At 64.0% G+C, this 21,619-nt stretch carries 23 protein-coding genes; 14 read left to right on the forward strand and 9 right to left on the reverse strand.

Going from position 1 to position 21,619, the window contains the following annotated elements:
- Positions 1 to 2 precede the first annotated feature (2 nt).
- The 6 genes from J2R80_RS06515 to J2R80_RS06535 all read left to right on the forward strand — a co-directional run bounded on the left by J2R80_RS06515 (position 3) and on the right by J2R80_RS06535 (position 4,747).
- Positions 3 to 488, forward strand: a complete 486-nt coding sequence (locus tag J2R80_RS06515) for a GNAT family N-acetyltransferase (RefSeq protein WP_253638219.1) — start codon at positions 3 to 5, stop codon at positions 486 to 488.
- Positions 485 to 1,081: a DUF2585 domain-containing protein gene (locus J2R80_RS06520; protein ID WP_253638220.1), complete on the forward strand. Its 597-nt coding sequence runs from the start codon at positions 485 to 487 to the stop codon at positions 1,079 to 1,081. The genes J2R80_RS06515 and J2R80_RS06520 overlap by 4 nt, the downstream gene beginning before the upstream one ends.
- Before the next feature lie 61 nt (positions 1,082 to 1,142).
- The gene (gene hslU / locus J2R80_RS06525; RefSeq protein WP_057020340.1) at positions 1,143 to 2,447 is read left to right on the forward strand and encodes an ATP-dependent protease ATPase subunit HslU; all 1,305 of its coding nucleotides are present in this window, start codon (positions 1,143 to 1,145) and stop codon (positions 2,445 to 2,447) included.
- Positions 2,448 to 2,552: 105 nt separating this feature from the next.
- The gene (locus J2R80_RS06530; RefSeq protein ID WP_253638221.1) at positions 2,553 to 3,257 is read left to right on the forward strand and encodes a helix-turn-helix domain-containing protein; all 705 of its coding nucleotides are present in this window, start codon (positions 2,553 to 2,555) and stop codon (positions 3,255 to 3,257) included.
- Positions 3,254 to 3,553: an integrase core domain-containing protein gene (locus tag J2R80_RS43645; RefSeq protein ID WP_375162643.1), complete on the forward strand. Its 300-nt coding sequence runs from the start codon at positions 3,254 to 3,256 to the stop codon at positions 3,551 to 3,553. The genes J2R80_RS06530 and J2R80_RS43645 overlap by 4 nt, the downstream gene beginning before the upstream one ends.
- 69 nt (positions 3,554 to 3,622) lie before the next feature.
- Positions 3,623 to 4,747: a hypothetical protein gene (locus tag J2R80_RS06535; RefSeq protein ID WP_253638222.1), complete on the forward strand. Its 1,125-nt coding sequence runs from the start codon at positions 3,623 to 3,625 to the stop codon at positions 4,745 to 4,747.
- 2 nt (positions 4,748 to 4,749) lie between these two features.
- Here J2R80_RS06535 and J2R80_RS06540 read toward each other — a convergent pair whose 3' ends face one another.
- The 3 genes from J2R80_RS06540 to J2R80_RS06550 are packed head-to-tail and all read right to left on the reverse strand — an operon-like array spanning position 4,750 to position 7,638.
- Positions 4,750 to 5,343, reverse strand: coding sequence for a Smr/MutS family protein (locus tag J2R80_RS06540; protein WP_168856142.1), 594 nt, complete (start codon positions 5,341 to 5,343; stop codon positions 4,750 to 4,752).
- Positions 5,340 to 6,956 (reverse strand): MltA domain-containing protein, encoded by a 1,617-nt coding sequence (locus J2R80_RS06545; protein WP_256527815.1) that lies wholly within the window; start codon positions 6,954 to 6,956, stop codon positions 5,340 to 5,342. The genes J2R80_RS06540 and J2R80_RS06545 overlap by 4 nt, the downstream gene beginning before the upstream one ends.
- Complete coding sequence (locus J2R80_RS06550) at positions 6,934 to 7,638, reverse strand: Tim44/TimA family putative adaptor protein (RefSeq protein WP_057020336.1); 705 nt, start codon at positions 7,636 to 7,638, stop codon at positions 6,934 to 6,936. The genes J2R80_RS06545 and J2R80_RS06550 overlap by 23 nt, the downstream gene beginning before the upstream one ends.
- Before the next feature lie 411 nt (positions 7,639 to 8,049).
- Here J2R80_RS06550 and secB point away from each other — a divergent pair, with 411 nt between their 5' ends.
- On the forward strand, positions 8,050 to 8,538 hold the full coding sequence (secB, locus tag J2R80_RS06555) for a protein-export chaperone SecB (protein WP_057020335.1): 489 nt from the start codon (positions 8,050 to 8,052) through the stop codon (positions 8,536 to 8,538).
- A gap of 148 nt (positions 8,539 to 8,686) precedes the next feature.
- Here secB and dnaQ read toward each other — a convergent pair whose 3' ends face one another.
- The 4 genes from dnaQ to J2R80_RS06575 are packed head-to-tail and all read right to left on the reverse strand — an operon-like array spanning position 8,687 to position 11,526.
- Positions 8,687 to 9,412 carry a DNA polymerase III subunit epsilon gene (gene dnaQ, locus J2R80_RS06560; protein WP_057020334.1) on the reverse strand — a complete coding sequence of 242 codons (726 nt, stop codon included), beginning with the start codon at positions 9,410 to 9,412 and terminating at the stop codon, positions 8,687 to 8,689.
- 30 nt (positions 9,413 to 9,442) lie between these two features.
- Positions 9,443 to 10,042 (reverse strand): dephospho-CoA kinase, encoded by a 600-nt coding sequence (gene coaE / locus J2R80_RS06565; RefSeq protein WP_057020333.1) that lies wholly within the window; start codon positions 10,040 to 10,042, stop codon positions 9,443 to 9,445.
- A gap of 28 nt (positions 10,043 to 10,070) precedes the next feature.
- Complete coding sequence (locus J2R80_RS06570) at positions 10,071 to 10,679, reverse strand: Maf family protein (RefSeq protein WP_253638223.1); 609 nt, start codon at positions 10,677 to 10,679, stop codon at positions 10,071 to 10,073.
- A gap of 10 nt (positions 10,680 to 10,689) precedes the next feature.
- Entirely contained in the window at positions 10,690 to 11,526 is an 837-nt protein-coding gene (locus J2R80_RS06575; RefSeq protein WP_016841463.1) for a pyruvate, water dikinase regulatory protein, read from the reverse strand.
- 473 nt (positions 11,527 to 11,999) lie between these two features.
- Here J2R80_RS06575 and hemJ point away from each other — a divergent pair, with 473 nt between their 5' ends.
- Positions 12,000 to 12,422, forward strand: a complete 423-nt coding sequence (hemJ, locus tag J2R80_RS06580; protein ID WP_057020433.1) for a protoporphyrinogen oxidase HemJ — start codon at positions 12,000 to 12,002, stop codon at positions 12,420 to 12,422.
- 252 nt (positions 12,423 to 12,674) lie between these two features.
- Positions 12,675 to 13,940: a transcription termination factor Rho gene (gene rho / locus J2R80_RS06585; RefSeq protein ID WP_021078151.1), complete on the forward strand. Its 1,266-nt coding sequence runs from the start codon at positions 12,675 to 12,677 to the stop codon at positions 13,938 to 13,940.
- A 130-nt stretch (positions 13,941 to 14,070) separates the two neighbouring features.
- Here the strand turns inward: rho and J2R80_RS06590 are convergent, their stop codons facing one another.
- Positions 14,071 to 14,340 (reverse strand): hypothetical protein, encoded by a 270-nt coding sequence (locus tag J2R80_RS06590; protein ID WP_253588387.1) that lies wholly within the window; start codon positions 14,338 to 14,340, stop codon positions 14,071 to 14,073.
- On the opposite strand from J2R80_RS06590, the gene mnmE reads away from it, so the two are divergent.
- The 5 genes from mnmE to J2R80_RS06615 all read left to right on the forward strand — a co-directional run bounded on the left by mnmE (position 14,240) and on the right by J2R80_RS06615 (position 20,402).
- The gene (gene mnmE / locus J2R80_RS06595) at positions 14,240 to 15,565 is read left to right on the forward strand and encodes a tRNA uridine-5-carboxymethylaminomethyl(34) synthesis GTPase MnmE (protein ID WP_253638224.1); all 1,326 of its coding nucleotides are present in this window, start codon (positions 14,240 to 14,242) and stop codon (positions 15,563 to 15,565) included. The genes J2R80_RS06590 and mnmE overlap by 101 nt on opposite strands.
- Before the next feature lie 233 nt (positions 15,566 to 15,798).
- Entirely contained in the window at positions 15,799 to 17,682 is a 1,884-nt protein-coding gene (mnmG, locus tag J2R80_RS06600; RefSeq protein ID WP_253638225.1) for a tRNA uridine-5-carboxymethylaminomethyl(34) synthesis enzyme MnmG, read from the forward strand.
- A 136-nt stretch (positions 17,683 to 17,818) separates the two neighbouring features.
- Positions 17,819 to 18,484, forward strand: a complete 666-nt coding sequence (gene rsmG, locus J2R80_RS06605) for a 16S rRNA (guanine(527)-N(7))-methyltransferase RsmG (RefSeq protein ID WP_253638226.1) — start codon at positions 17,819 to 17,821, stop codon at positions 18,482 to 18,484.
- Positions 18,485 to 18,515: 31 nt separating this feature from the next.
- Positions 18,516 to 19,367 carry a ParA family protein gene (locus J2R80_RS06610; RefSeq protein WP_028335813.1) on the forward strand — a complete coding sequence of 284 codons (852 nt, stop codon included), beginning with the start codon at positions 18,516 to 18,518 and terminating at the stop codon, positions 19,365 to 19,367.
- 144 nt (positions 19,368 to 19,511) lie between these two features.
- Complete coding sequence (locus J2R80_RS06615; protein ID WP_057020329.1) at positions 19,512 to 20,402, forward strand: ParB/RepB/Spo0J family partition protein; 891 nt, start codon at positions 19,512 to 19,514, stop codon at positions 20,400 to 20,402.
- Between the two features lie 106 nt (positions 20,403 to 20,508).
- On the opposite strand, the gene holA is transcribed toward J2R80_RS06615, so the two are convergent.
- A complete protein-coding gene (gene holA, locus J2R80_RS06620; RefSeq protein WP_253638227.1) occupies positions 20,509 to 21,540 on the reverse strand; it encodes a DNA polymerase III subunit delta in 1,032 nt (343 codons plus the stop codon).
- Between the last annotated feature and the right edge of the window lie 79 nt (positions 21,541 to 21,619).

Here is a 21,619-nt window from a genome sequence, read left to right on the forward strand (position 1 = left end):
GCATGGCCCGCCCCTATCATTTCCGCCCGATGACGCCGGCCGACCTGCCGCTGGTCAAGCAGTGGCTGGCGTTGCCGCATGTCCGGGAATGGTGGGGCGATCCGGCCGAGCAATATGCGCTGGTCAGCGGCGACCTCGACGAGCCGGCCATGGACCAGTTCATCGTCGCGGCCGATGCGTCCGATTTGGGCTACATCCAGTGCTACGACCTGACGGCGTGGAATTCCGGCTTCGGCGCCCAGCCCGAGGGCACGCGCGGGATCGACCTCTTCATCGGCGAGCCCAGGATGATGGCAGGTGGCCACGGCTCGGCGCTGATCCGCGCCTTTGTCGATGACCGGCTGGCGCAGGGCGCGCCACGCATCGTCACCGATCCCGATCCGGCCAATGCGCGCGCGATCCGTGCCTACGAGAAGGCGGGTTTTCGAAAGATGGGTATGGTCGATACGCCGGACGGGCCGGCGCTGCTGATGGCACGCGACGCATGACGATCGCGCACAAGCCCATCACCGGCGTTTCAGCGCGGCATTGGCTGGCGATCGCGGCAGCGCTGCTGGTGCTGCAGGCGGCGCTGCTTTATGCGATGGGCCGTCTGCCGATCTGTGCCTGCGGCTACGTCAAGCTCTGGCATGGCTCGGTTCAGAGCTCGGAGAACTCGCAGCACATCGCCGATTGGTACACGCTGTCGCATGTGCTCCATGGCCTGCTGTTCTACGGTCTGACCTTCCTCCTGTTGCCGCGCCTCGCCTGGCCCGGGCGGCTGATTGTCGCGATGCTGATCGAAGGCAGCTGGGAGCTCATCGAAAACTCCAACTGGATCATCGAGCGCTACCGCGCCGGCACGATCTCGCTGGACTATTACGGCGACACCATCGTCAATTCGGTGTCGGACACCCTTGCGATGGTTGTCGGCTTCCTGCTGGCGCGCAAGCTGCCGATCGGGGCGACCGTCGCGCTCGGCGTGTTGTTCGAAACCGTGCTGCTGCTTCACATTCGCGACAATCTGACACTGAACATCATCATGCTGATCCACCCGTTCGAGGCGATCAGGCAGTGGCAGGCCGGGCCGCCGATTCTTTAGGGGACCATGCCTTGGGGGACTGCCGCTTGCCGAGACCGCGATTCCAACCTAGCTAGAGCCAATGACTCACTTCTCTCCCCGTGAAATCGTTTCTGAACTCGACCGCTTCATCGTCGGCCAGACCGACGCCAAGCGCGCCGTCTCGATCGCGCTGCGCAACCGCTGGCGGCGGCTGCAGCTCGCCGGTTCCCTGCGCGAGGAGGTTCTGCCCAAGAACATCCTGATGATCGGGCCGACCGGCGTCGGCAAGACCGAGATCGCGCGGCGGCTGGCCAAGCTCGCCGGCGCGCCGTTCCTCAAGGTCGAGGCCACCAAGTTCACCGAGGTCGGCTATGTCGGCCGCGACGTCGAGCAGATCGTCCGCGACCTCGTCGAGGTCGCGATCGCGCAGACCCGCGAGCGCAAGCGCAAGGACGTTCAGGCCCGCGCCCAGCTTGCCGCCGAGGAACGCGTGCTGGACGCGCTGGTCGGCCCGGGATCGAGCCCGGCGACGCGCGAGTCGTTCCGCAAGAAGCTGCGCGCCGGCGAGCTCAACGACAAGGAAATCGAGATCGAGACGCAGTCGGGCGGCAGCGGCATGCCGATGTTCGAAATCCCCGGCATGCCCGGCGCCCAGATGGGCGCGATCTCGCTCGGCGACATCTTCGGCAAGATGGGCGGACGCAGCAAGACTCGCCGCCTGACGGTGGAGGGCTCGCACGAAATCCTCGTCAACGAGGAATCCGACAAGCTGCTCGACACCGATCAGCTGGTGCAGGAGGCGATCAACGCGGTCGAGAACAACGGCATCGTGTTCCTCGACGAGATCGACAAGATCTGCGTGCGCGAGAACCGCGCCGGCGGCGACGTCTCCCGCGAGGGCGTGCAGCGCGACCTGCTGCCGCTGATCGAGGGCACCACGGTCTCGACCAAGCACGGCGCCGTCAAGACCGACCACATCCTGTTCATCGCCTCGGGTGCGTTCCATATCGCCAAGCCGTCGGACCTTTTGCCGGAGCTGCAGGGCCGCCTGCCGATCCGCGTCGAGCTGCAGGCACTGACCCGCGACGACATGCGCCGGATCCTGACCGAGCCGGAGGCGTCGCTGATCAAGCAATATGTCGCGCTGATGAAGACCGAAGGCGTCACGCTCGACATCACCGACAATGCCATCGACGCGCTGGCCGATGTCGCCGTGGCGGTGAATTCCACGGTCGAGAATATCGGCGCAAGGCGGCTACAGACCGTGATGGAGCGGGTGCTGGACGAGATCTCCTTCACCGCGCCCGATCGCCACGGTGAGACCATCCAGGTCGACGCCGACTACGTCACCAAGCATGTCGGCGACCTCGCCAAGAACACCGACCTGAGCCGGTTTATTTTGTAGGCGGCCACCATAGTCGTCCCTGCGAAAGTGTTTGGTCCCTGCTGATTGGTTGGATGGAATCGGTGTAGAACGAGGCGTGGCCTTTGTTAGGGAGCGCCTCGTGTCATGGAACTGAGCTTGCACGCGAACGCCACGACGACGCCGAAGACACGTGCCTACATCCAGCGCAGCCGGAAGTCGGTCGCTCAGTTGGCGGCCGAACTGGGGGTCAGCGAGACCACGATTTATCGCTGGCGCAGCCGCACGACGGTCGAAGACCGCTCGCACCGGCCGAAGAACCTCACGACCAGCCTCTCCGCGGTTGAAGAAAGGGCCGTTTGTGAACTACGGACATCGCTCCAATTGCCGCTGGACGACATCGTTGAGGTGATGCGGCGATGCATCAACGCCAAGCTGTCCCGTAGTGCTATTCACCGCTGCCTGCAGCGCAATGGCATCAGCCGGCTTGCCAAGCCTGACAAGCCCAAAGCCGGCGTCTTCGAGAATGCCAGTATCGGCTTCATCCATATCGACGTGAAGTATCTGCCGGCACTGCAGCGCCGCACCAGCTATGCCTTTGTCGCCATCGACCGAGCCACCCGCTACGTCTTCGTCGAGATCCATCCAGGCGGGACGGAGCGACCGCGACCGGTTTCCTTAAGCGCTTCCTGGCTGATTTTCCGCACCAGGTTCACACTATCCTCACCGACAACGGAGCCGAGTTCACCGACCGCTTCGCCGTCGACAAGAAGAACAAACCGGTCGGGAAGCCTTCCGGTGACCACCCCTTTGATCGGCTCTGCAAGCAGCGCGCAATCGAGCATCGCCTGACCAAGCCCTACCATCCGCAGACCAACGGCCTCGTCGAACGCTTCAACCGGCGCATCGCCGAAGCCATTGGCCGCGAACACAAACGGGGCAGCGCCCGCCGTACCTTTGTCAACCACGCCGACCGCGACACCTTCATCGCCAAGTTCGTCCACGACTACAATCGGACCCGCCTCAAATGCCTCGGCTACCTGGCGCCAATCCAGGCCCTCGCCAATCACACGGGACCGAACACGAAAGCAGGGACCCACAACCCCGCAGCTCGAAGTGACCAAGACTCGGGCCGACATTCCCCTTAGAACTGCCTTCGGTGGTTATGGGTCCCGGGTCGCGCTTCGCTTGCCCGGGACGACGAGAGTGGGCGATCGATGAATCTGCGGGTGTGGCAAAACCCCTGGCGCCTGATGCTGGCCGTCAATGCGGCGGTGCTGGTCGGCGTGTTCCTGCACAAGATCGCGCTGCCGCCCTTCGTTCCCTACATCCATCTGCTGGTCGACTATCACTACGGCTTCACCAAGCGCGCGCTGGTCGGGGCGATCGTGTCGCTGTTCACCGACAAGGTGCCCGTATGGCTGGTGTTCGCGCTGGCCGGCGCGATCTGGCTGGTGACGCTGGGGCTGTTCATCAAACTGTTCCGCCGCACATTCGGCTTCAACGACGCGCATTGGCCGTTGTTCGTCGTCATCGCGGGCTCGCCGTTCTTCCTGAAGAACTTCATGCACACGCTCGGCCATTTCGACATCTATGGCTGTGCGCTGACGATCGTGCTGCTGCTGATCCCGGCGCGTTCAGTGGCGTATGTGCTGATTGCCGCGCTGTTCTCGATCCTGCTGATCCTGGTCCATCACATCTTCGTCTTGATGTATGTGCCGACCATCACGGCGATCGTGGTGCTGCGCTTTTATCTGGTGCAGGACGTGACGCCGCGGAACGCCGTCTTCGGCATCGCAGCGCTCGCAGGGATCGGCATCCTGTTCCTGGTCGCGCAATTCGCTGGCACGGTCGACGTGCCCTATGACGAATTCATCCGTCATCTGCAGAGCCGGATGGCCGATCCGTCACGCACCGACCTGCTTCAGTTCGGCTACATCTGGTACCAGCCGCTGTCGAAGGAGTTCGCCGACACCTGGGCGCGCATGCCCTCGAACATCCTGGGCGTTCCGGTGTTTGCGCTGCTGATCTGGCTGCACACGCCGCTGTGGCGCTATTTCGCGCGACTGATTCGCGCGCTCGCGAGTGAACTGCATCGCCGGATCGTGCTCGGAGCGCTCGTTGTGATCAGCGCCGGCTATTTCGTGATGTTCGTGACCGTGTTCGACTATTCGCGCTGGATCTCGAACTGGGCGGTCTGCATGTTCCTGATGCTGCATGCCACCAGGATGCTGCCGGCGTCGAAGGACGTGCCGGCGATCCCGTCGGACGACCGCAAGACGACGATATCAGGCTGGATCGTAACGCTGATCCCGCGCGTCGGGATCGTCCGCCCGTTTTAGCTTTAGGCTCGCGCGCGCCGGACACGCACGTAAAGCGCGCCCTCGCCGCCATGGCCGATATGCGCTTCCTCGAAGCCGACAACCAGCGAGCGGAATTCCGGCAGGCTGAGCCATTCCGGGACCTGGCGGCGCAGCACGCCGCGTTCGGAATCGAGACCACCGACCTTGCCCTTGCCGGTGATGACGAGCACGAAAGTGAGCCCGTCGCTGTGCGCGCGCTGCAGGAAGGTGAACAGCACGCGATGCGCGCGCAGCTGGGTCATGCCGTGCAGATCGAGCCGCGCATCGATCTCCTGCCGGCCGCGCGAGAGCTTTGCACGTTCGCGACGGCCGATCGGCGCCAGCGGCGGCGCGTGCGGGCGTTGCGCCGGCGCAGCCTTGACCGCTGTCGCCGGCTTGACCGGGATGGGTTTGGCAATCGCGTGATGGGTGGCCGGGTCAGAGGCGGCGGCGGGGGCCTTCGCGGCGACCGGCCGCTTGCGCAGTGGCTTGACCTGCTTTGCCACGCTCTCCCAGAGCGCGCGCTCCTCTTCGCTCAGCGCGCGCTTGCGCCGCGACGGCGCGGACAGATCGGGGATCGGCGCGGGTCGTTTCATTGATCGCGGTAATGGCGATAGCGCCGGAAGCGCCGCTTCTCCGGTTGCGGAATATCGGGCCGGGCGACCGGCAGCGGCACCGGTTCTGCCACAGGTGCGGCCTGCGCGACAGGGGTCGTTGCTGCCGGCGTTGCGGGCGCGAAATCCTTCGCGGCCGGGTTCCTGGCGGCGCTATTGCCTGAGTCTTTCACCGCGCTTCTGGCGATGCCGGCGGTCGGCACATCCGCAGCCTTCGCCGCCGGCTTGTCCTTCGGCGGCTCGGTCTGCGGAAACAGCTTTGCGATCTTGGCCGAGGGCCGCTCATCCGGGAGAGGCAGCTTGTGGCCGCGCGCGACAGGGTCGAGACCCCTCGGCACCAGCATGACGAACTGCATGTTGTGCCGCAGGCGGCCCGAGACCTTTCCAGCTTCCGCGCCGGCGCCGAAATAAAGATCGGCGCGCGCCGGGCCGACGATCGCAGAGCCAGTGTCCTGCGCGATCATCAGCCGGTGGAACGGCGTCTTCGACTGCTCGGATTCGATCGGCAGCTCGCCGGCGATGAAGAACGGCGTGCCGTAGACATGCAGCGCCTTGTCGACCGCGATCGAGCGGCCCGGCGTCAGCGGCACGCCCTGCGCGCCGACGGCCTCGTCCTTGTCGGACAGCGGAACCTCGCGGAAGAAGACGAAGGAGCGGTTTTGCCGGCGCAGGTCCTTGGCGCCGTCGGGGTTCTGCTCCATCCACTCCCTGATCTTCTGCATCGACATCTGATCCTTCGGGATGATGCCGCGGTCGATCAGGACGCGTCCGACCGGCGTATAGGGATAACCATTATGCGCGTCGTAATTGATGCGCAGCGTGATGCCGTCCTCGAGCTTGATCCGCGCCGAGCCCTGGATCTGCGCGAACAGGAGATCGGTCTGGCTCTTCAGCCAGCAGATCTCGAGCCCGCGGCCGGCGATCGCGCCGTCCTCGATCTGGCCGCGGTCGTAATAGGGCACGAGCTTGCGGCGGCCGATCTTGCGATACACCGCGCCGCCATTGGGCAGCCCGACCGAATTCTGCGTCTTGCCGCGCACGAACAGGTTGGACGGGCGGCGATAGACCGGCACGTTGTAGACGTCGGTCTGGGTCCGCGATCCATCGAGCACCGGCTCGTAGTAACCGGTGACGAAGCCGGCGTCCTCGCCGAGCCGCGATATACGCAACGGCACGAAATTCTGCTCGAAGAAGTCCTTCGCCTTGACGCCGTCGCTCAGCGCGAGCCCCTTGGCGATCCGGCAGGGATCGCGCAGCGAGCTCCCGAGCGCTTTCGAATCTGCAGGCGCACCCTGCTGGGCCGCGATCGGCTTGCAGCTGGTGCGAAACGCCTTGTAGGCCGCGAGATGATCGTCGGCGCTCCAGCCGGCGACGTTGGACCAGGCGAGCGGCTCGTACTGGCTGCCGCTGACCTGCAGCGGCATTTCCAGATTGGGATAGGGGATCGGGTGGCTATGCTCGTGTCGCGGCGGAGGGTGCCGGCTTGATCTGTAGCGCGCGGCAATCGCTGCGGTGGAGCACAGCACCGCGAGCGCGCAGCACGCCACCGCGAGCCGCCCGTAGCTGAGATGCTTAGTGAGCGCTTCCAGTGCCAACCAGCTTCCAATTCGGATCGCGGGAAGTCGAGTCGCGGGCGAATGTCCAGATATCGGTGATGTCGGCGACCTTGTCCGGGCTGCCGTCGACGATGGTGCCGGCCTTGTCGCGCGTGACCGAGATCATCTGCGACACGAAGCGGACGGTGAGCTGAGTCGAGCGGTCGCGCGTCTCCGCGCTGACGATCTCGGCCTTGTCGATCGAGACGAACCGCGTCTCGGTCTTCTGCTCGTGCTTCTCGCGATCCTTGATCGCGGCCTCGAAGCTTTCATAGACCTCGGTCGACAGCAGGTCGCGCAGCGCGCGGCGATCGCCATTGGCGAACGCCAGCACGATCATTTCATAGGCCGAGCGGGCACCTGAGAGGAAATGCCGCGGATCGAACGAGGAATCCTGGACGGCCACCGCGTCGAGACCCTGCGCCAGCGCCGTGCCGGGCTCGGCGATGCCCTTCCAGCGTTCCGTGGGCTCGACCGGCTCGGCGGGCGCCGCCGAGGCCGGCTGGTCGATTACCGATCCCGGGATCGGAACGACGTTGTTGTCCTGACCGCGCTGCACGACGTTGGGCGCGGCGCGATCATAAGGCGGCCGCTCGCTTCCCGTGCGCTGTCCGAGAACGCTGCGCAGGCGCAAGAAGATAAACACGGCCAGCGCCAGGAAGATGATGGTGTAAATATCCACGTCGAATTCGCTTTCTGGTCTCTGCCGGCAACGGGCCGGCCGTCAAAGCGTTCCCGGTCGGGAACAGCAGAGATACATCACCGATAGAGTCCGCAGATGTAGGCACGAAACTATGCCCGGCCAATGGCGCTTTTTGGCACGGGCAAGTGTAGCGCGTTTTGACCCCCGGGGGAAACCGTTCCTTTTCAGGAAATCGCGCATCTTCAATAATTTAGGAAGCTGTTAAGAGATTGGGCAGGCTCGCGCGCGCTGCCCTTTGCCGGGAGAATTTGCCGCCCGCCCGCCCTTTCGTCGTCCTTGTGGACCGAGCCGGGCCTATGATAGCCACTCGCCCGGCATCGGCATTCTCAACACCGTAACGCGTGCCGTCGGACATTCTGTCCATCGAGCGCTGCTCCAGGAGACATTTTCATGACCAATGGCAACGGCGCCCCCGTCGAACAACCCGCTCCCCAGCTCAACGTACTGGCGCAGTACACCAAGGACCTGTCGTTCGAGAACCCGAATGCGCCGGCCTCGCTCGGCCAGCAGCAACAGCAGCCGGCGATCAACATCCAGATCAACGTCTCCGCCAACAACCTGTCGGAGAACGAGTACGAGGTGATCCTCTCGATCGAGGGCAAGGCCGAGACCGCAGGCAAGGTGATGTTCAGCTTCGACCTCGCCTATGCCGGCGTCTTCCGGATCGTGAATGTGCCGAAGGAGAACCTGCACCCGCTTGTGATGATCGAGTGCCCGCGGTTGCTGTTCCCGTTCGCACGCGAGATCGTCGCGACCGCGGTCCGCGACGGCGGCTTCCCGCCCTTGTTGCTCGACCCCGTCGATTTCCTCGGTCTCTACCGCCAGAACATGGAGCGGCAGGCGGCCGGCCAAGCCGCTCCCGGCGTCAAGCCGAGCTGATCCTGCAAAGTTCAATGACCTTACCCCCGTCATCCTGAGGAGCGCGAAGCGCGTCTCGAAGGATCGACGGGCCACCAGCCGGACCGTTCATCCTTCGAGACGCCGCTTCGCGGCTCCTCAGGATGACGGGGATACAGAGCAATCTTGATTAGGCCGCCGGTGCCGCAGCAGGCGCTGGCGGCGGCAGGTAATCGTTCCAGATCGGCTTGTCGCCGAGCGTGGCAATGAAGGCCCTGTGGGCCTCTCGATCGGCGTCACTGACCCGTGCGAGTAGCGGGGTTTCGCGCTGCCGCCGCGGCGTGTCACCACTATGGCCGCCCACACGCGCATCCGACGTTTCCGATGCCAGGATCAGCTGCGACTGCCGCGCGCCGATCAGGTCGATATAGACCTCGGCCAACAGCTCGGCGTCGAGCAAGGCGCCGTGCTTGGTGCGGCGGGAATTGTCGATCTGATAGCGCGAACAGAGATCGTCGAGCCGGTTCGACACGCCGGGATGCTTGCGCCGTGCCAGCAACAGCGTATCGACCAGCTGGTCCTTCGGGATCGCCTTCCGCTTGATGCGGTCGAGCTCGGCGTTGATGAAGCTGATGTCGAACGACGCGTTGTGGATCACCAGCGGCGTATCGCCGATGAAGGCCAGGAACTCGTCGACCACTTCAGTGAACAGCGGCTTGGAGGCCAGGAACTCGGTCGACAGCCCGTGCACGGCGAACGCTTCCGCCGGCATGTCGCGCTCGGGATTGATGTAGACGTGGTAGGTCTGTCCCGTCGGCATGCGGTTGAAAATCTCGACGCAGCCGATCTCCACCAGCCGGTCGCCGCGCAGCGGATCGAGGCCAGTGGTTTCGGTATCGAGAACGATTTCGCGCATGACGTGAATGAATCCGAAAAGGCGGGCGAATCAGGCGCGCCGCTTCGGCATCTTAACAACCTCGGCCAGAATGTCGCGGATACGCGCCCGCACCGGATCTAGGCCGTGCGAGGTATCCACTATGAAATCCGCGCGTTTGCGCTTCTCGGCGTCCGGCATCTGCTTGGCGATGATGGCGTCGAGCTTGGCCGCATCCATCGTGCCGCGGGCCAGCACCCGCTCGCGCTGCAGTTCCGGCGAGGTGGTGACGACAACGACGGCATCGACACGCTTCTCGCCGCCGGTTTCGAACAATAGCGGCACGTCGACAACGACGATCGGGTTACCTGCGGCTTCCGCATCGGCGAAGAATTTCTGGCGCGACGCGCCGAGCATCGGATGCACGATCTGCTCGAGCTGCTTCATCGCAGCAGGATCGTGCACCACGCGCGCTGACAGTTTCGCGCGATCGACCTTGCCGCCGGCGGTGGTGCCGGGAAAGGCGGCCTCGATCGCCGGCGCGGCTTCGCCTTCGTAGAGCTGATGCACGGCCGCATCGGCGTCATAGACCGGCACGCCGGCCTCCATGAACAGTTTGGCCGTGGTGGATTTCCCCATCCCGATCGAGCCGGTCAGTCCAACTATCAACATCGGTTCAGCATCTCTCCCGTCGCCACGCTCACACCGCGAGCAGTTTCTCAGCACGCAGGAACGCAAGCAGCGACAATAGCGGCAGGCCGAGGATGGTGAAATGGTCACCTTCGATCCGCTCGAACAGATGCACGCCGAGGCCCTCGAGCTGGTAGGCGCCGACGCTGGTCGTCACCGCCTCCCCGGCATGGTCGAGATAGCTCTCGATCTCGTCGGCGGCGAGCCGCCGCATCGTCATGCGGGCCACACCCACATCGCTGAACAGGACCTTTCCATCGCATGCGACCGAGACGGCGGAATGCAGCTCATGGGTCCGTCCGGCGAGCAGGCCGAGCTGCTCGGCAGCCTGCGCGCGGCCGGCGGGCTTGCTGAACATGCGCTGCCCCAGCGCCAGCGTCTGGTCGGCGCCGACGACATATTGACCGGGCCTTTGCCTGGAGACGAACAGCGCCTTCTCGCGCGCCAGGAGCGATGCGATCTCGCCCGGCGCCGAAAGGCCGGAATTCTTCTGCACCGCGCGTTCGTCGATGTCGGCCGGCAGCGCCTCGAAATCGAGGCCGGCATTTTCAAGCAGCATCTTTCGCGCGCGGCTCTGCGACGCGAGGATCAGCTTCTGTGGGCCGCGCCAGATGCTCATGACGTGAGAATCATTCCGACGGCCGCGCGCGCTGGCGGTCGTTGAAGAGTTTCATCACCGCGGCCGCGGTCTCCTCGATCGAACGCCGTGTGACGTCGAGCAGCGCCCAGTTGAATTTCGCGCTGAGGCGCCGGGCAAAGGCGACTTCGTCGGCTACCGACTGCTTGTCGATGTAGGTGTCATTGTCGCGGTCGCCCATGGTGAGCAGGCGGTTCTGCCGAACCTGGATCAGGCGCTCGGGCGTCGCATGCAGGCTGACCACCAGCGGCTTCTTCAAGGTCTCGAGCTGGTGCGGCAGCGGGATGCCCGGCACCAGCGGCACATTCGCCGTTCGGATGCCGCGGTTGGCGAGATAGATCGAGGTCGGTGTCTTCGAGGTACGGGATACCCCGACCAGCACGACATCGGCCTCCTCGAGGCCTTCGACATGCTGACCATCGTCATGCATCATCGTGTAGTTCAGCGCATCGATGCGGCGGAAATATTCGGCGTTCAGCACGTGCTGCGCGCCGACGCGCCCGGTCGTTGCGGCACCCAGATACGCCTCGAACAACTGCATCACCGGCCCGATGATCGACAGGCTCGGAACGTTGATCTCCTTGCACTTGCCCTCGAGCCGGCCGACCAGATCCTTCTCCAGCAGCGTGAACAGGACGATGCCGGGCGATTCCTCGATCTCGTCGAGCACGCGATCGAGCTGCTTCTGGCTGCGCACCAGGGGGTAGACATGCTCGACCGCGGTCACATTGGCGTATTGCGCGGCGACCGCGCGCGCCACGGTGATTAACGTCTCGCCGGTCGAGTCCGAGACCAGATGCAAATGGAAGTAGTTGGAGGTCGTCGGCACCAGAGCCCCTGTCTATCCTGTGAATCCCTGTGGAGGTCGAGGAGAAGAATCCGGGTCCATGGCTAGGCCCCTGTATATCTCGCCCCCTTCTTCACAGCACGTCGCAAAAGGATAAGTCGACGTCATGGCGGAGATGATAGTGAAGCAGTGTGGATTTGTCTCTTCATAAGCTGGCCATAGAGGCGCACAACCAATTGAGTCCTGCGACAGATTCCGGATATCCGCCGCCGCCGACCGGAATGTTGAGGGATGTGAACAAGCGCGCAGCAACCGCTGGACCGGATTGCATGAGTCAAATTCACTGCCATTAAGACTCAAAACTTAGATTCTAAAATTAATTAGGTTTAGGAGAGCCGTGTGTGCGGATATGTATCCGTCCCTCGCCGGCGAAGCCTTGCGCGCAGCGCTGAGCCCTCCCGAACTGTTCCCCGAAAGGCATCACTGCGATGTTCGACTGGATCAACGCCCTGCCGATCTATGCCTGGGTTAAGGCCCTGCACATCGTCGCCGTGATCTCGTGGATGGCCGGCATGCTCTATCTGCCGCGGCTGTTCGTCTATCATTGCGAGGCCGAGGTCGGCTCCAGGCAGTCCGAGACCTTCAAGATCATGGAGCGGCGGCTTTTGAAGGGGATCATCAACCCCGCGATGATCGTGACCTGGCTGGCCGGGCTTTTCCTGGTCTGGGCCGGACACTGGTACCTATCCGGCTGGTTTCACGTCAAATTTGCGCTGGTGCTCGCCATGTCGGGTATCCACGGCTTTTTGTCCCGCTGCGTGAAGGATTTCGCCGCCGACCGGAATCAACGAACCCAGAAATTCTATCGTATTATCAATGAGGTGCCGACGGTTCTGATGATCCTGATCGTGATCATGGTGGTGGTGAAGCCGTTCTAGACATCACGATGGTCAAGACGCATGCTTCAGTCCTTCTTGCGAAGGACGAATCGATTTTCTATATAGGATTTATCCCACCCCACGCAGGCGGATGTGGTCGCGTTCCGGTTCTTTTCGGACCGGCGCCGCATCAGGTTTGAAAGCCCAAACGGCACTTTCCTGGCTGAGACCTGCGGACCTTCCTTTGGCGTCCGCTTTTTCCAGAGCCACCTCGCACCCCTTCCCTACCTACTTCCTCACAGGACGACCCCAATGCGGGAAATCAAACTCCAGGACCTCAAATCGAAAACGCCGGCCGAGCTCGTCTCGTTTGCGGAAGAGAATGGGGTCGAGAATGCCAGCACCATGCGCAAGCAGGAGCTGATGTTCGCAATTCTCAAGCAGCTCGCGATCGCCGAGACCGACATTATCGGTGAGGGCGTTGTCGAGGTGCTGTCCGACGGCTTCGGCTTCCTTCGTTCGCCCGACGCGAACTACCTGCCCGGTCCCGACGACATCTACGTTTCGCCGTCGCAGATCCGCCGTTTCGGCCTGCGCACCGGCGACACGATCGAAGGCCATATTCGCAGCCCGAAGGAAGGCGAACGCTATTTCGCGCTGCTGAAAGTCAACACGCTCAATTTCGAAGATCCGGAAAAGTCGAAGCACAAGGTCAATTTCGACAACCTCACGCCGCTGTTTCCCAATCAGCGTTTCCGCATGGAGCTCGAGGATTCCACCAAGAAGGACCTTTCCGCCCGCGTGATCGATATCGTCGCGCCGATCGGCAAGGGCCAGCGCGCGCTGATCGTGGCGCCGCCGCGCACCGGCAAAACGGTGCTGATGCAGAACATCGCGCACTCCATCACCGCCAATCATCCGGACTGCTATCTGATTGTGCTGCTGATCGACGAGCGTCCGGAAGAAGTCACGGACATGCAGCGCTCGGTGAAGGGCGAGGTGGTGTCGTCGACCTTCGACGAGCCTGCGGTACGTCACGTCCAGGTCGCCGAGATGGTGATCGAGAAGGCCAAGCGCCTCGTCGAGCACGGCCGCGACGTCGTGATCCTGCTCGATTCGATCACGCGCCTCGGCCGCGCCTACAACACCGTCGTGCCGTCATCCGGCAAGGTGCTGACCGGCGGTGTCGACGCCAACGCGCTGCAGCGTCCGAAGCGCTTCTTCGGTGCCGCGCGCAACATCGAGGAGGGCGGTTCGCTGACCATCATCGCGACCGCGCTGGTCGATACCGGCAGCCGCATGGACGAAGTCATTTTCGAAGAGTTCAAGGGCACCGGTAACTCCGAACTGATCCTCGACCGCAAGGTTTCGGACAAGCGGACCTTCCCGGCGATCGATATTGCCCGTTCCGGCACCCGCAAGGAGGAGCTGATCACTGATCCGCAGGTGCTGAAGAAGATGTACGTCCTGCGCCGCATCCTCAATCCGATGGGCACCATGGACGCCATCGACTTCCTGCTCGACAAGCTCCGCAATACGAAGAGCAACTCGGAATTCTTCGATTCCATGAACACCTGAGGCCACGGCCGAAAAGAACAGGCGCTCCGCACAAACGGGGCGCCTTTTTTTCATGCTGCGGATTTGCTGCAGCGAAGTGCAGCATAAAGGGAGCGGCTCCCCCACTAACTTTTCATTTAACTATCTGAATTTATTTATATTTATATCGTAGCTTGTGAGCTAGCTGACGACACCCGCAGCAAAATTGCTGCGCGGCTGTTTGCAGTGAAACCAGACGATGCTGCGCTGCAACATTCTGCGGGAAGGCGTGCGCAATCGAAGCGGCATTGCCTTTGCCGATCTGCTGGAAGAAATAGGCGATGCATCCGCGCGACCAGACCATCTTCGCATTGTCCTCTGGACGGCCGCCGAGTGCGATCGCCATCGTCAGGTTGTCTGGCCCAATGGCCGAATCGGTCATTGCAGGACTGGCGGGCAAGACGCCGGTGCCGCGGCTCGCGACCCGCGCGCTGCTCCGCGATTCGAACCATCAACCGATCGATGACGCGGTCGTGCTGTGGTTTCCGGGCCCGGCCAGTGCCACCGGCGAAGACGTCGCCGAATTTCATGTCCATGGCGGACGCGCGGTGTTGTCGGCGATGTTCGATGCGATCGCGGCATTCGACAATGTGCGGCCGGCCGAGCCGGGCGAGTTCACCCGGCGGGCCTTCGAGAACGGCAAGCTCGACCTGACTGAGGCCGAGGGCCTCGACGACCTGATCCACGCCGACACCGACCGTCAAAGGCGCCAGGCGCTGCGCCAGTTGAAGGGGTTGCTCGGCGACCGCGCGCGCGACTGGCGCGAGCGGATCATCGCGGCGTCGGCGCTGATCGAGGCCGGCATCGATTTCTCAGATGAAGGCGATGTGCCGGCCGAGCTGATCGGGTCGGCGCTCGAGAAGATCCGCGCGCTGCATGATGAGATCAAGCAAGTCCTTGCAGGGCAGGGGCTTGGCGAGCGGTTGCGCGACGGCCTGGTGGTCGCGATCGCCGGTCCGCCGAATGTCGGCAAATCAACCCTGATCAATCAGCTCGCCAAGCGCGAGGTCGCGATCGTCTCGCCGCATGCCGGCACGACCCGCGATGTGATCGAGGTGCAGCTCGACCTCGACGGCTATCCGGTGACGGTCATCGACACCGCCGGCATTCGCGAGACCGACGACCCGGTGGAGCAGGAGGGCGTCCGCCGCGCCCGCGCCCGCGCCGCGGAGGCGGACCTCGTGCTGTGGCTGGCCGACAGCGGCGATGCAAAGGCGGGACATGGCGGAGCGACGCCGACCTGGCTGGTGCGGAACAAGATCGACCTGGTCAGGACCGCGGCGGGTGAGGGTGGCAGTTACCCCGAATTCAGGATCTCGGCTGCTCGTGGCGATGGGTTGTCAGAGCTGATCGCCGCGCTGGTCGGGTTCGCTCAGGACTATTTTGGAACCAGCGAAGGCGGCTTGATCAGTCGGACGCGGCAGCGCGGATTGTTGCAGGAGACCGTCGAATCCCTTCAGCGCAGCATCGACGTGGTCGGGCAGGGCGAAGAACTGGCGGCGGAGGAACTCCGGCGGGCCGCTTACTCACTCGGTCGTCTGCTCGGCCGGGTGGATGTTGAAGACATCCTGGATGTCATCTTCCGCGAGTTCTGCGTCGGGAAGTAGCGGGTGCCCCATGTTTCACGTGAAACATGGTTTCGATCTGGTTAAGGAACCCTCATCCCGTTTCACGTGAAACAATTGCCGATCATACAGCCGCACTGTTTCACGTGAAACGGTCCCATCCGTCATTGCGGGCGAAGCGAAGCAGTTCGATATTTGCCTCGGGCTTCGGTCTCAGAGCGGCGATCCCAACTTCGTTCTTCCGGCTTTCACGACTCCACGATAGAAGTCCCGGCATGACTTCCAGGGCAGACTCATTTGACGTCATCGTCATCGGCGGCGGCCATGCCGGCTGCGAGGCCGCGAGCGCTTCTGCCCGGATGGGCGCAAACACCGCCCTGGTGACCCATCGTTTCGCGACCATCGGCGCGATGTCGTGCAATCCCGCCATCGGCGGGCTCGGCAAGGGCCATCTGGTCCGCGAAGTCGACGCGCTGGACGGTCTGATGGGCCGGGTGGCCGACGCCGGCGGCATCCAGTTTCGCATGCTGAATCGCCGGAAGGGTCCAGCGGTTCGTGGCCCCCGGGCCCAGGCTGACCGCAAGCTCTACGCTGCGGCGATGCAGGCGGCGATCACCGAGACCGCGAACCTCAGCATCATCGAAGGCGAGGCGGATGAACTGGTCGTCGTCGATGGTCGCGTGACCGGCATTTGCCTGGGCGATGGCCGCCGGCTGTCGGCGGGGGCGGTTGTCATCACGACCGGGACCTTCCTGCGTGGTCTGATTCATCTCGGCGAGAAGAATTGGCCGGCGGGCCGGGTCGGCGAGGCGCCGGCCATGGGCCTGTCTGCGTCCTTCGAACGGGCAGGGTTTGTGCTCGGCCGGCTCAAGACCGGGACACCGCCGCGCCTCGACGGCACCACGATCGACTGGTCCGCGGTCGAAATGCAGCCTGGAGACGAGCCTCCGGAGCCGTTTTCGGTCATGACTGACCGGATTACGACCCCGCAGATCCAGTGCGGCATCACCCGGACCACGCCGGCGACCCATGCGGTGATCCGGGCCAATGTGCATCGCTCGCCGATGTATTCCGGCCAGATCAAGAGCTCCGGACCGCGCTATTGCCCCTCGATCGAGGACAAGATCGTCCGCTTCGGCGACCGCGACGGTCATCAGATCTTCCTGGAGCCGGAAGGGCTCGACGACACCACGGTCTATCCGAACGGCATCTCGACCTCGCTGCCGGAAGAGGTCCAGCTTGCGATCCTCGCCAGCATCCCGGGCCTCGAGCGGGTCAAGATGGTCCGGCCGGGCTATGCGATCGAATACGACCACGTCGACCCGCGCGAGCTCGATCCGACCCTGCAGACCAAGCGTCTGCGCGGGCTTTTCCTGGCCGGCCAGATCAATGGCACCACGGGCTATGAGGAGGCCGCGGGGCAGGGTGTTGTCGCCGGACTCAATGCCGCGCTCGCTGCCGGCAGTGCAGATCCGATCGTGTTCGACCGCGCCGACGGCTATCTCGGCGTGATGATCGACGATCTCGTGACCCGCGGGATCACCGAGCCGTATCGCATGTTCACTTCGCGCGCCGAATATCGGCTGACGCTGCGTGCTGACAATGCCGACCAGCGCCTGACCGACAAGGGCATTGCGCTCGGATGCGTCGGAACGGCGCGCGCCGAGCGCCATCGGACCAAGATGGCGGCGCTGGAGGCGGCCAAGCGGCTGGCGAAATCGCTCGCGATTACGCCGAATGAGGCCGCCAAGCACGGGCTCGCGCTCAATCGCGACGGCCACCGCCGGTCGGCCTTCGAGTTGCTGGCTTACCCCGAGATCGAGTGGCCCGCGGTCCGGGCCATCTGGCCGGAGCTGTCGGCCATTGACCCTGCGATCGCGGTGCATCTCGAGATCGATGCCAAATACGATGTCTATCTGAAGCGCCAGACCGCCGATGTCGATGCGTTCCGGCGTGACGAGGGTCTGGTTCTGACCGACGTCGACTATGCCGATGTTCCCGGTCTTTCGAACGAAGCGCGCGTCAAGCTGCAGAAGGCGCAGCCGCGGACGGTCGGGCAGGCGGGCCGGATCGACGGCATGACGCCGGCGGCATTGGGTATCCTGGCGGCCTATCTGCGGCGCGAGGCGCGACGGAAGACTGCGAAGGCCTCTGCCTGACGTTTCACGTGAAACGGCAGGCGGCCCTCGTCATTGCGAGGAGCGGAAGCGACGAAGCAATCCATCGCTTCCTCACGCGGCACTACGGATTGCTTCGCTTCGCTCGCAACGACGAGCTCGACCGGCATTCCAGAGAATGGCTTCAATTTCGCAGTCCGCCGAACTCAGTGTCTCCGTCAAGGACAAGGCCGCGGCGCTCGCGCTGACGCCTGTTTCACGTGAAACAGAGGCACGGCTCGACCGCTACATCGCCCTCCTCCTGGCGTGGCAGGCCAAGACCAATCTCGTCGCGCCATCGACGCTGCCGACCCTCTGGACCCGCCACGTCTCCGATTCGCTGCAGCTCCTGAGTCTGATGCCGACGGCGAAGTCGTGGGTCGATCTCGGCAGCGGCGGCGGCTTCCCCGGTGTCGTGCTCGCCTGCGCGCTGGCCGAGACCCCGGGCGCGTCGATTCATTTGGTTGAGCGAATCGCCAAGAAGGCGGCATTCTTGCGCGAGGCGATACGGGTGACGGGCTCCCCGGGGACGGTGCATCTGGCTGATATCGGGGATACTGTGGATAGAATCCCGGGGCGCATCGATTGCGTCACCGCGCGGGCGCTGGCTCCGTTACATCAACTCATCGGCTTTGCGGAGCCGTGGGTCAAAAAGGGCGCCAAGGCGCTGTTTTTGAAGGGTCAAGATGTAGAGGCCGAATTGACCGAGGCCACTAAATATTGGATTATTGAGCCAAAGCTACACTCCAGCCGGACCGGCGGACAGGGCTGGATCGTCGAACTCGGGTCAATCGAGCGGCGCTAGGGGACTCCGCGAGAGCAAATGGTATTTTGGTATGACTGTGATGGACGAGGTTTATCAAGAGGATAAGGCGTCCCAGCCGCCTGGCCATCCGCGCATCCTGTCGCTCGCCAACCAGAAGGGCGGCGTCGGCAAGACCACCACAGCGATCAATCTTGGGACCGCACTCGCTGCGATTGGCGAGCGCGTCCTGATCGTCGATCTCGATCCGCAGGGCAACGCCTCGACCGGCCTCGGCATCGATCGCCGCAACCGCAGCTGCTCGACCTACGACGTCCTGATCGGCGAAGCGCCGCTGCGCGATGCCGTGGTCGCGACCGCGGTGCCGCGGCTGCACATCGCGGCTTCCACCATGGATCTCTCCGGCCTCGAGCTCGAGCTCGGCACCACGCCGGGCCGCGCGTTCCGGCTGCGCGATGCGATCGCAGGATTGAACAACAATGTCTCGCCGGAAGCCGACTACACCTACGTGCTGATCGACTGCCCGCCCTCGCTCAATTTGCTCACGGTGAATGCGATGGCGGCGTCGGACGCGATCCTGGTGCCGCTGCAATGCGAGTTCTTTGCGCTCGAAGGTCTGTCGCAATTGCTGCAGACCGTGGAGCAGGTGCGCTCGACGCTCAATCCGAACCTGTCGATCCACGGCATCGTGCTGACCATGTTCGACTCGCGCAACAACCTCTCCAACCAGGTCGTTGCCGACGTGCGCCAGTTCATGGGCGACAAGGTCTACGACACCATGATCCCGCGCAACGTGCGCATCTCCGAGGCGCCGTCCTACGGCAAGCCGGTTCTGGTCTACGACCTCAAATGTGCCGGCAGCGATGCGTATCTCAAGCTCGCCACCGAAGTGATCCAGCGCGAGCGCGAGCTGCGCACGCATTGATGTTGCGTAGGATGGGTAGAGCGAAGCGAAACCCATCACTCTCATTGCGAGCCGCGATGGGTTTCGCTTCGCTCTACCCATCCTACGTTTCTTTTGAAATTCAAGTCTGGAGTACTGCGTGTGAATCCAAGGGAGCTCGCAACAATGGCCGATGAAGCGCGTTCGCGACTGGGGCGCGGGCTGGCAAGCCTGATCGGAGATGTCGGCGGCGAGGCGGCCGCGCATGTCGAGCGGCCGCGCAACCAGCGCAAGGTGCCGATCGAATTCCTCAAGGCCAACCCGCGTAACCCGCGGCGCACCTTCGCCGACACCGAGCTCGGCGAGCTTGCCGATTCGATCAGGCAGCGCGGCGTGATCCAGCCGATCGTGGTGCGTGCGATCAAGGGCGCGCAGGACCGCTACGAGATCATCGCCGGCGAGCGCCGCTGGCGCGCCTCGCAACTCGCCGGCCTGCACGAAGTGCCGATCGTGCCGGTCGAGGTCTCTGATTCCGACGCGCTCGAGATCATGATCATCGAGAACGTCCAGCGCGAAGACCTCAATGCGATGGAAGAGGCGCAGGGCTATCACGCGCTCGCCGACGAGTTCAAACGCAGCCAGGAAGACATCGCCAAGATCGTCGGCAAGAGCCGCAGCCATGTCGCCAACATGATGCGGCTGACCAAACTGCCCGTCGAGGTGCAGGCGCTGATCTCGAAAGGCGATCTCTCCGCCGGCCACGCCCGCGCGCTGATCGGCGTGCCGGATCCGCTCGCTGCAGCGAAGCGCATCGTCGCCGAGGGTCTCAACGTTCGCCAGGCCGAGGCGCTGGCGCATGAGGAGGGCGTGCCGGAGCGCAAGCCGCAGAAGGCGCGCAGTGGCAGCGCGGCCAAGGTCGACAAGGATGCCGACACGCTGGCGCTCGAGAAACGCGTCAGCGATGCGCTCGGCCTTGCCGTTACCGTCAGCCATCGCGATCCCGGCGGCACCGTCCAGATCAGCTACCGCAACCTCGAGCAGCTCGACGAAGTGGTGCGGCGGCTGGAGGGCGGCTAGCGGTTTCGTCATTCCGGGCGCGCGTCAGCGCGAACCCGGAATCTCTTTTTCAACATCTCTGGATTCCGGGTTCATGCTTCGCATGCCCCGGAATGACTTCTTCAATTTACCCCCGGCGCTTCGCATTCGCCGCGATCGAGAGCAGCGCGCGCTGCGCGATGACGGCGGCGAGCGAGGCCTGCTTGCGCATGTCGAGTGCCGCGGTGGCGAGCTGATCGATCACGTTCACCAGCCGCGGCGGCGTGAAATTGCGCAGCGCGATCTCGACCGCGGGTTTGCGCGAGAAGTGCAGCCGCGGGAATCCGCCTTCGAGCACGGCTGACGCCGGCGTGCCGTCCGCGATCGCGAGCGCTGATTTGTGCAGCCATGCCGCCTGGCGCTGCGCGGCCGAGATGATCACGCCGGGATAGGTGCCGGCGACCATTGCCTTGGTGAACTCGCTCTCGACCAGCGCGGCGTTGCCGGCGAAGGCGCCGTCGACGATCGGGTCGAGCTTCAGCTCGGAGGCGTCGGACACCACGGTCATGACGTCCTCGAGCGTGATCTCGCCCTTGCCGTGCGCGAACAGCGCCAGCTTGCGCAGCTCGTTGCGCGAAGCCATGCGGTCGCCGCCGAGCAGCGACATCAGTACCGCGCGCGCATCCTGTGCGAGCCGCAGATTCGATGCGCGCAGCTCGTCCTCGATCAGCTTGGTGAGATCGCGCTCGGTGTCGGGATAACAGCCGATCGCCACCGCATTCTTGGCGCGCTCGCAGATCTTGCGCAGCGGCGATTCGGGCCTGAGCTCGCCGGCCTCGATCACGATGCGGCAATCCCTGAGCGGCGTGGTCTCGGTCAGCGTCTCGACGCCACTCGAGAAGTTGCGCGAGCCGGCGCGGACGCGGATGGCGCGGCGACCACCGAACAGCGGCACCGTCATGGCCTCGTCGACCAGCCGCGACGGCTCGGCGGCGAGTTCGTCGCCATCGAGCCGCACCAGCGAGAATGGATCGTTGGGATCGTCGACCGCGGAGGCCATCAGCGCGTCGGCACGCTCGCGCACCAGCCCGAGGTCCGGGCCGTACAGCAGGATGATCGGACGGCCGGCGTCAGGCCGGGCGAGGAAGCTGTCGATCTCTTTTCCGCGAAGCGCGACCATCTCGCCTTAAACTGTCATTCCGGGGCGCCTCGTCAGAGGCGAACCCGGAATCTCGATCCATCATCTCCAGATCCCGGGT

The organism is Bradyrhizobium sp. USDA 4541 (assembly GCF_024171085.1).
GTDB lineage: Bacteria > Pseudomonadota > Alphaproteobacteria > Rhizobiales > Xanthobacteraceae > Bradyrhizobium > Bradyrhizobium australafricanum.

Excerpts from the sequence above, each read along its gene's own strand:
- J2R80_RS06515 (WP_253638219.1), top strand. The coding sequence starts at position 3 with ATGGCCCGCCCCTATCATTTCCGCCCGATGACGCCGGCCGACCTGCCG.
- J2R80_RS06520 (WP_253638220.1), top strand. The coding sequence starts at position 485 with ATGACGATCGCGCACAAGCCCATCACCGGCGTTTCAGCGCGGCATTGG.
- hslU (WP_057020340.1), top strand. The coding sequence starts at position 1,143 with ATGACTCACTTCTCTCCCCGTGAAATCGTTTCTGAACTCGACCGCTTC.
- J2R80_RS06530 (WP_253638221.1), top strand. The coding sequence starts at position 2,553 with ATGGAACTGAGCTTGCACGCGAACGCCACGACGACGCCGAAGACACGT.
- J2R80_RS06535 (WP_253638222.1), top strand. The coding sequence starts at position 3,623 with ATGAATCTGCGGGTGTGGCAAAACCCCTGGCGCCTGATGCTGGCCGTC.
- J2R80_RS06540 (WP_168856142.1), bottom strand. The coding sequence starts at position 5,343 with ATGAAACGACCCGCGCCGATCCCCGATCTGTCCGCGCCGTCGCGGCGC.
- secB (WP_057020335.1), top strand. The coding sequence starts at position 8,050 with ATGACCAATGGCAACGGCGCCCCCGTCGAACAACCCGCTCCCCAGCTC.
- dnaQ (WP_057020334.1), bottom strand. The coding sequence starts at position 9,412 with ATGCGCGAAATCGTTCTCGATACCGAAACCACTGGCCTCGATCCGCTG.
- coaE (WP_057020333.1), bottom strand. The coding sequence starts at position 10,042 with ATGTTGATAGTTGGACTGACCGGCTCGATCGGGATGGGGAAATCCACC.
- J2R80_RS06570 (WP_253638223.1), bottom strand. The coding sequence starts at position 10,679 with ATGAGCATCTGGCGCGGCCCACAGAAGCTGATCCTCGCGTCGCAGAGC.
- rho (WP_021078151.1), top strand. The coding sequence starts at position 12,675 with ATGCGGGAAATCAAACTCCAGGACCTCAAATCGAAAACGCCGGCCGAG.
- mnmE (WP_253638224.1), top strand. The coding sequence starts at position 14,240 with ATGCATCCGCGCGACCAGACCATCTTCGCATTGTCCTCTGGACGGCCG.
- J2R80_RS06590 (WP_253588387.1), bottom strand. The coding sequence starts at position 14,340 with ATGACCGATTCGGCCATTGGGCCAGACAACCTGACGATGGCGATCGCA.
- mnmG (WP_253638225.1), top strand. The coding sequence starts at position 15,799 with ATGACTTCCAGGGCAGACTCATTTGACGTCATCGTCATCGGCGGCGGC.
- rsmG (WP_253638226.1), top strand. The coding sequence starts at position 17,819 with ATGGCTTCAATTTCGCAGTCCGCCGAACTCAGTGTCTCCGTCAAGGAC.
- J2R80_RS06610 (WP_028335813.1), top strand. The coding sequence starts at position 18,516 with ATGACTGTGATGGACGAGGTTTATCAAGAGGATAAGGCGTCCCAGCCG.
- J2R80_RS06615 (WP_057020329.1), top strand. The coding sequence starts at position 19,512 with ATGGCCGATGAAGCGCGTTCGCGACTGGGGCGCGGGCTGGCAAGCCTG.
- holA (WP_253638227.1), bottom strand. The coding sequence starts at position 21,540 with ATGGTCGCGCTTCGCGGAAAAGAGATCGACAGCTTCCTCGCCCGGCCT.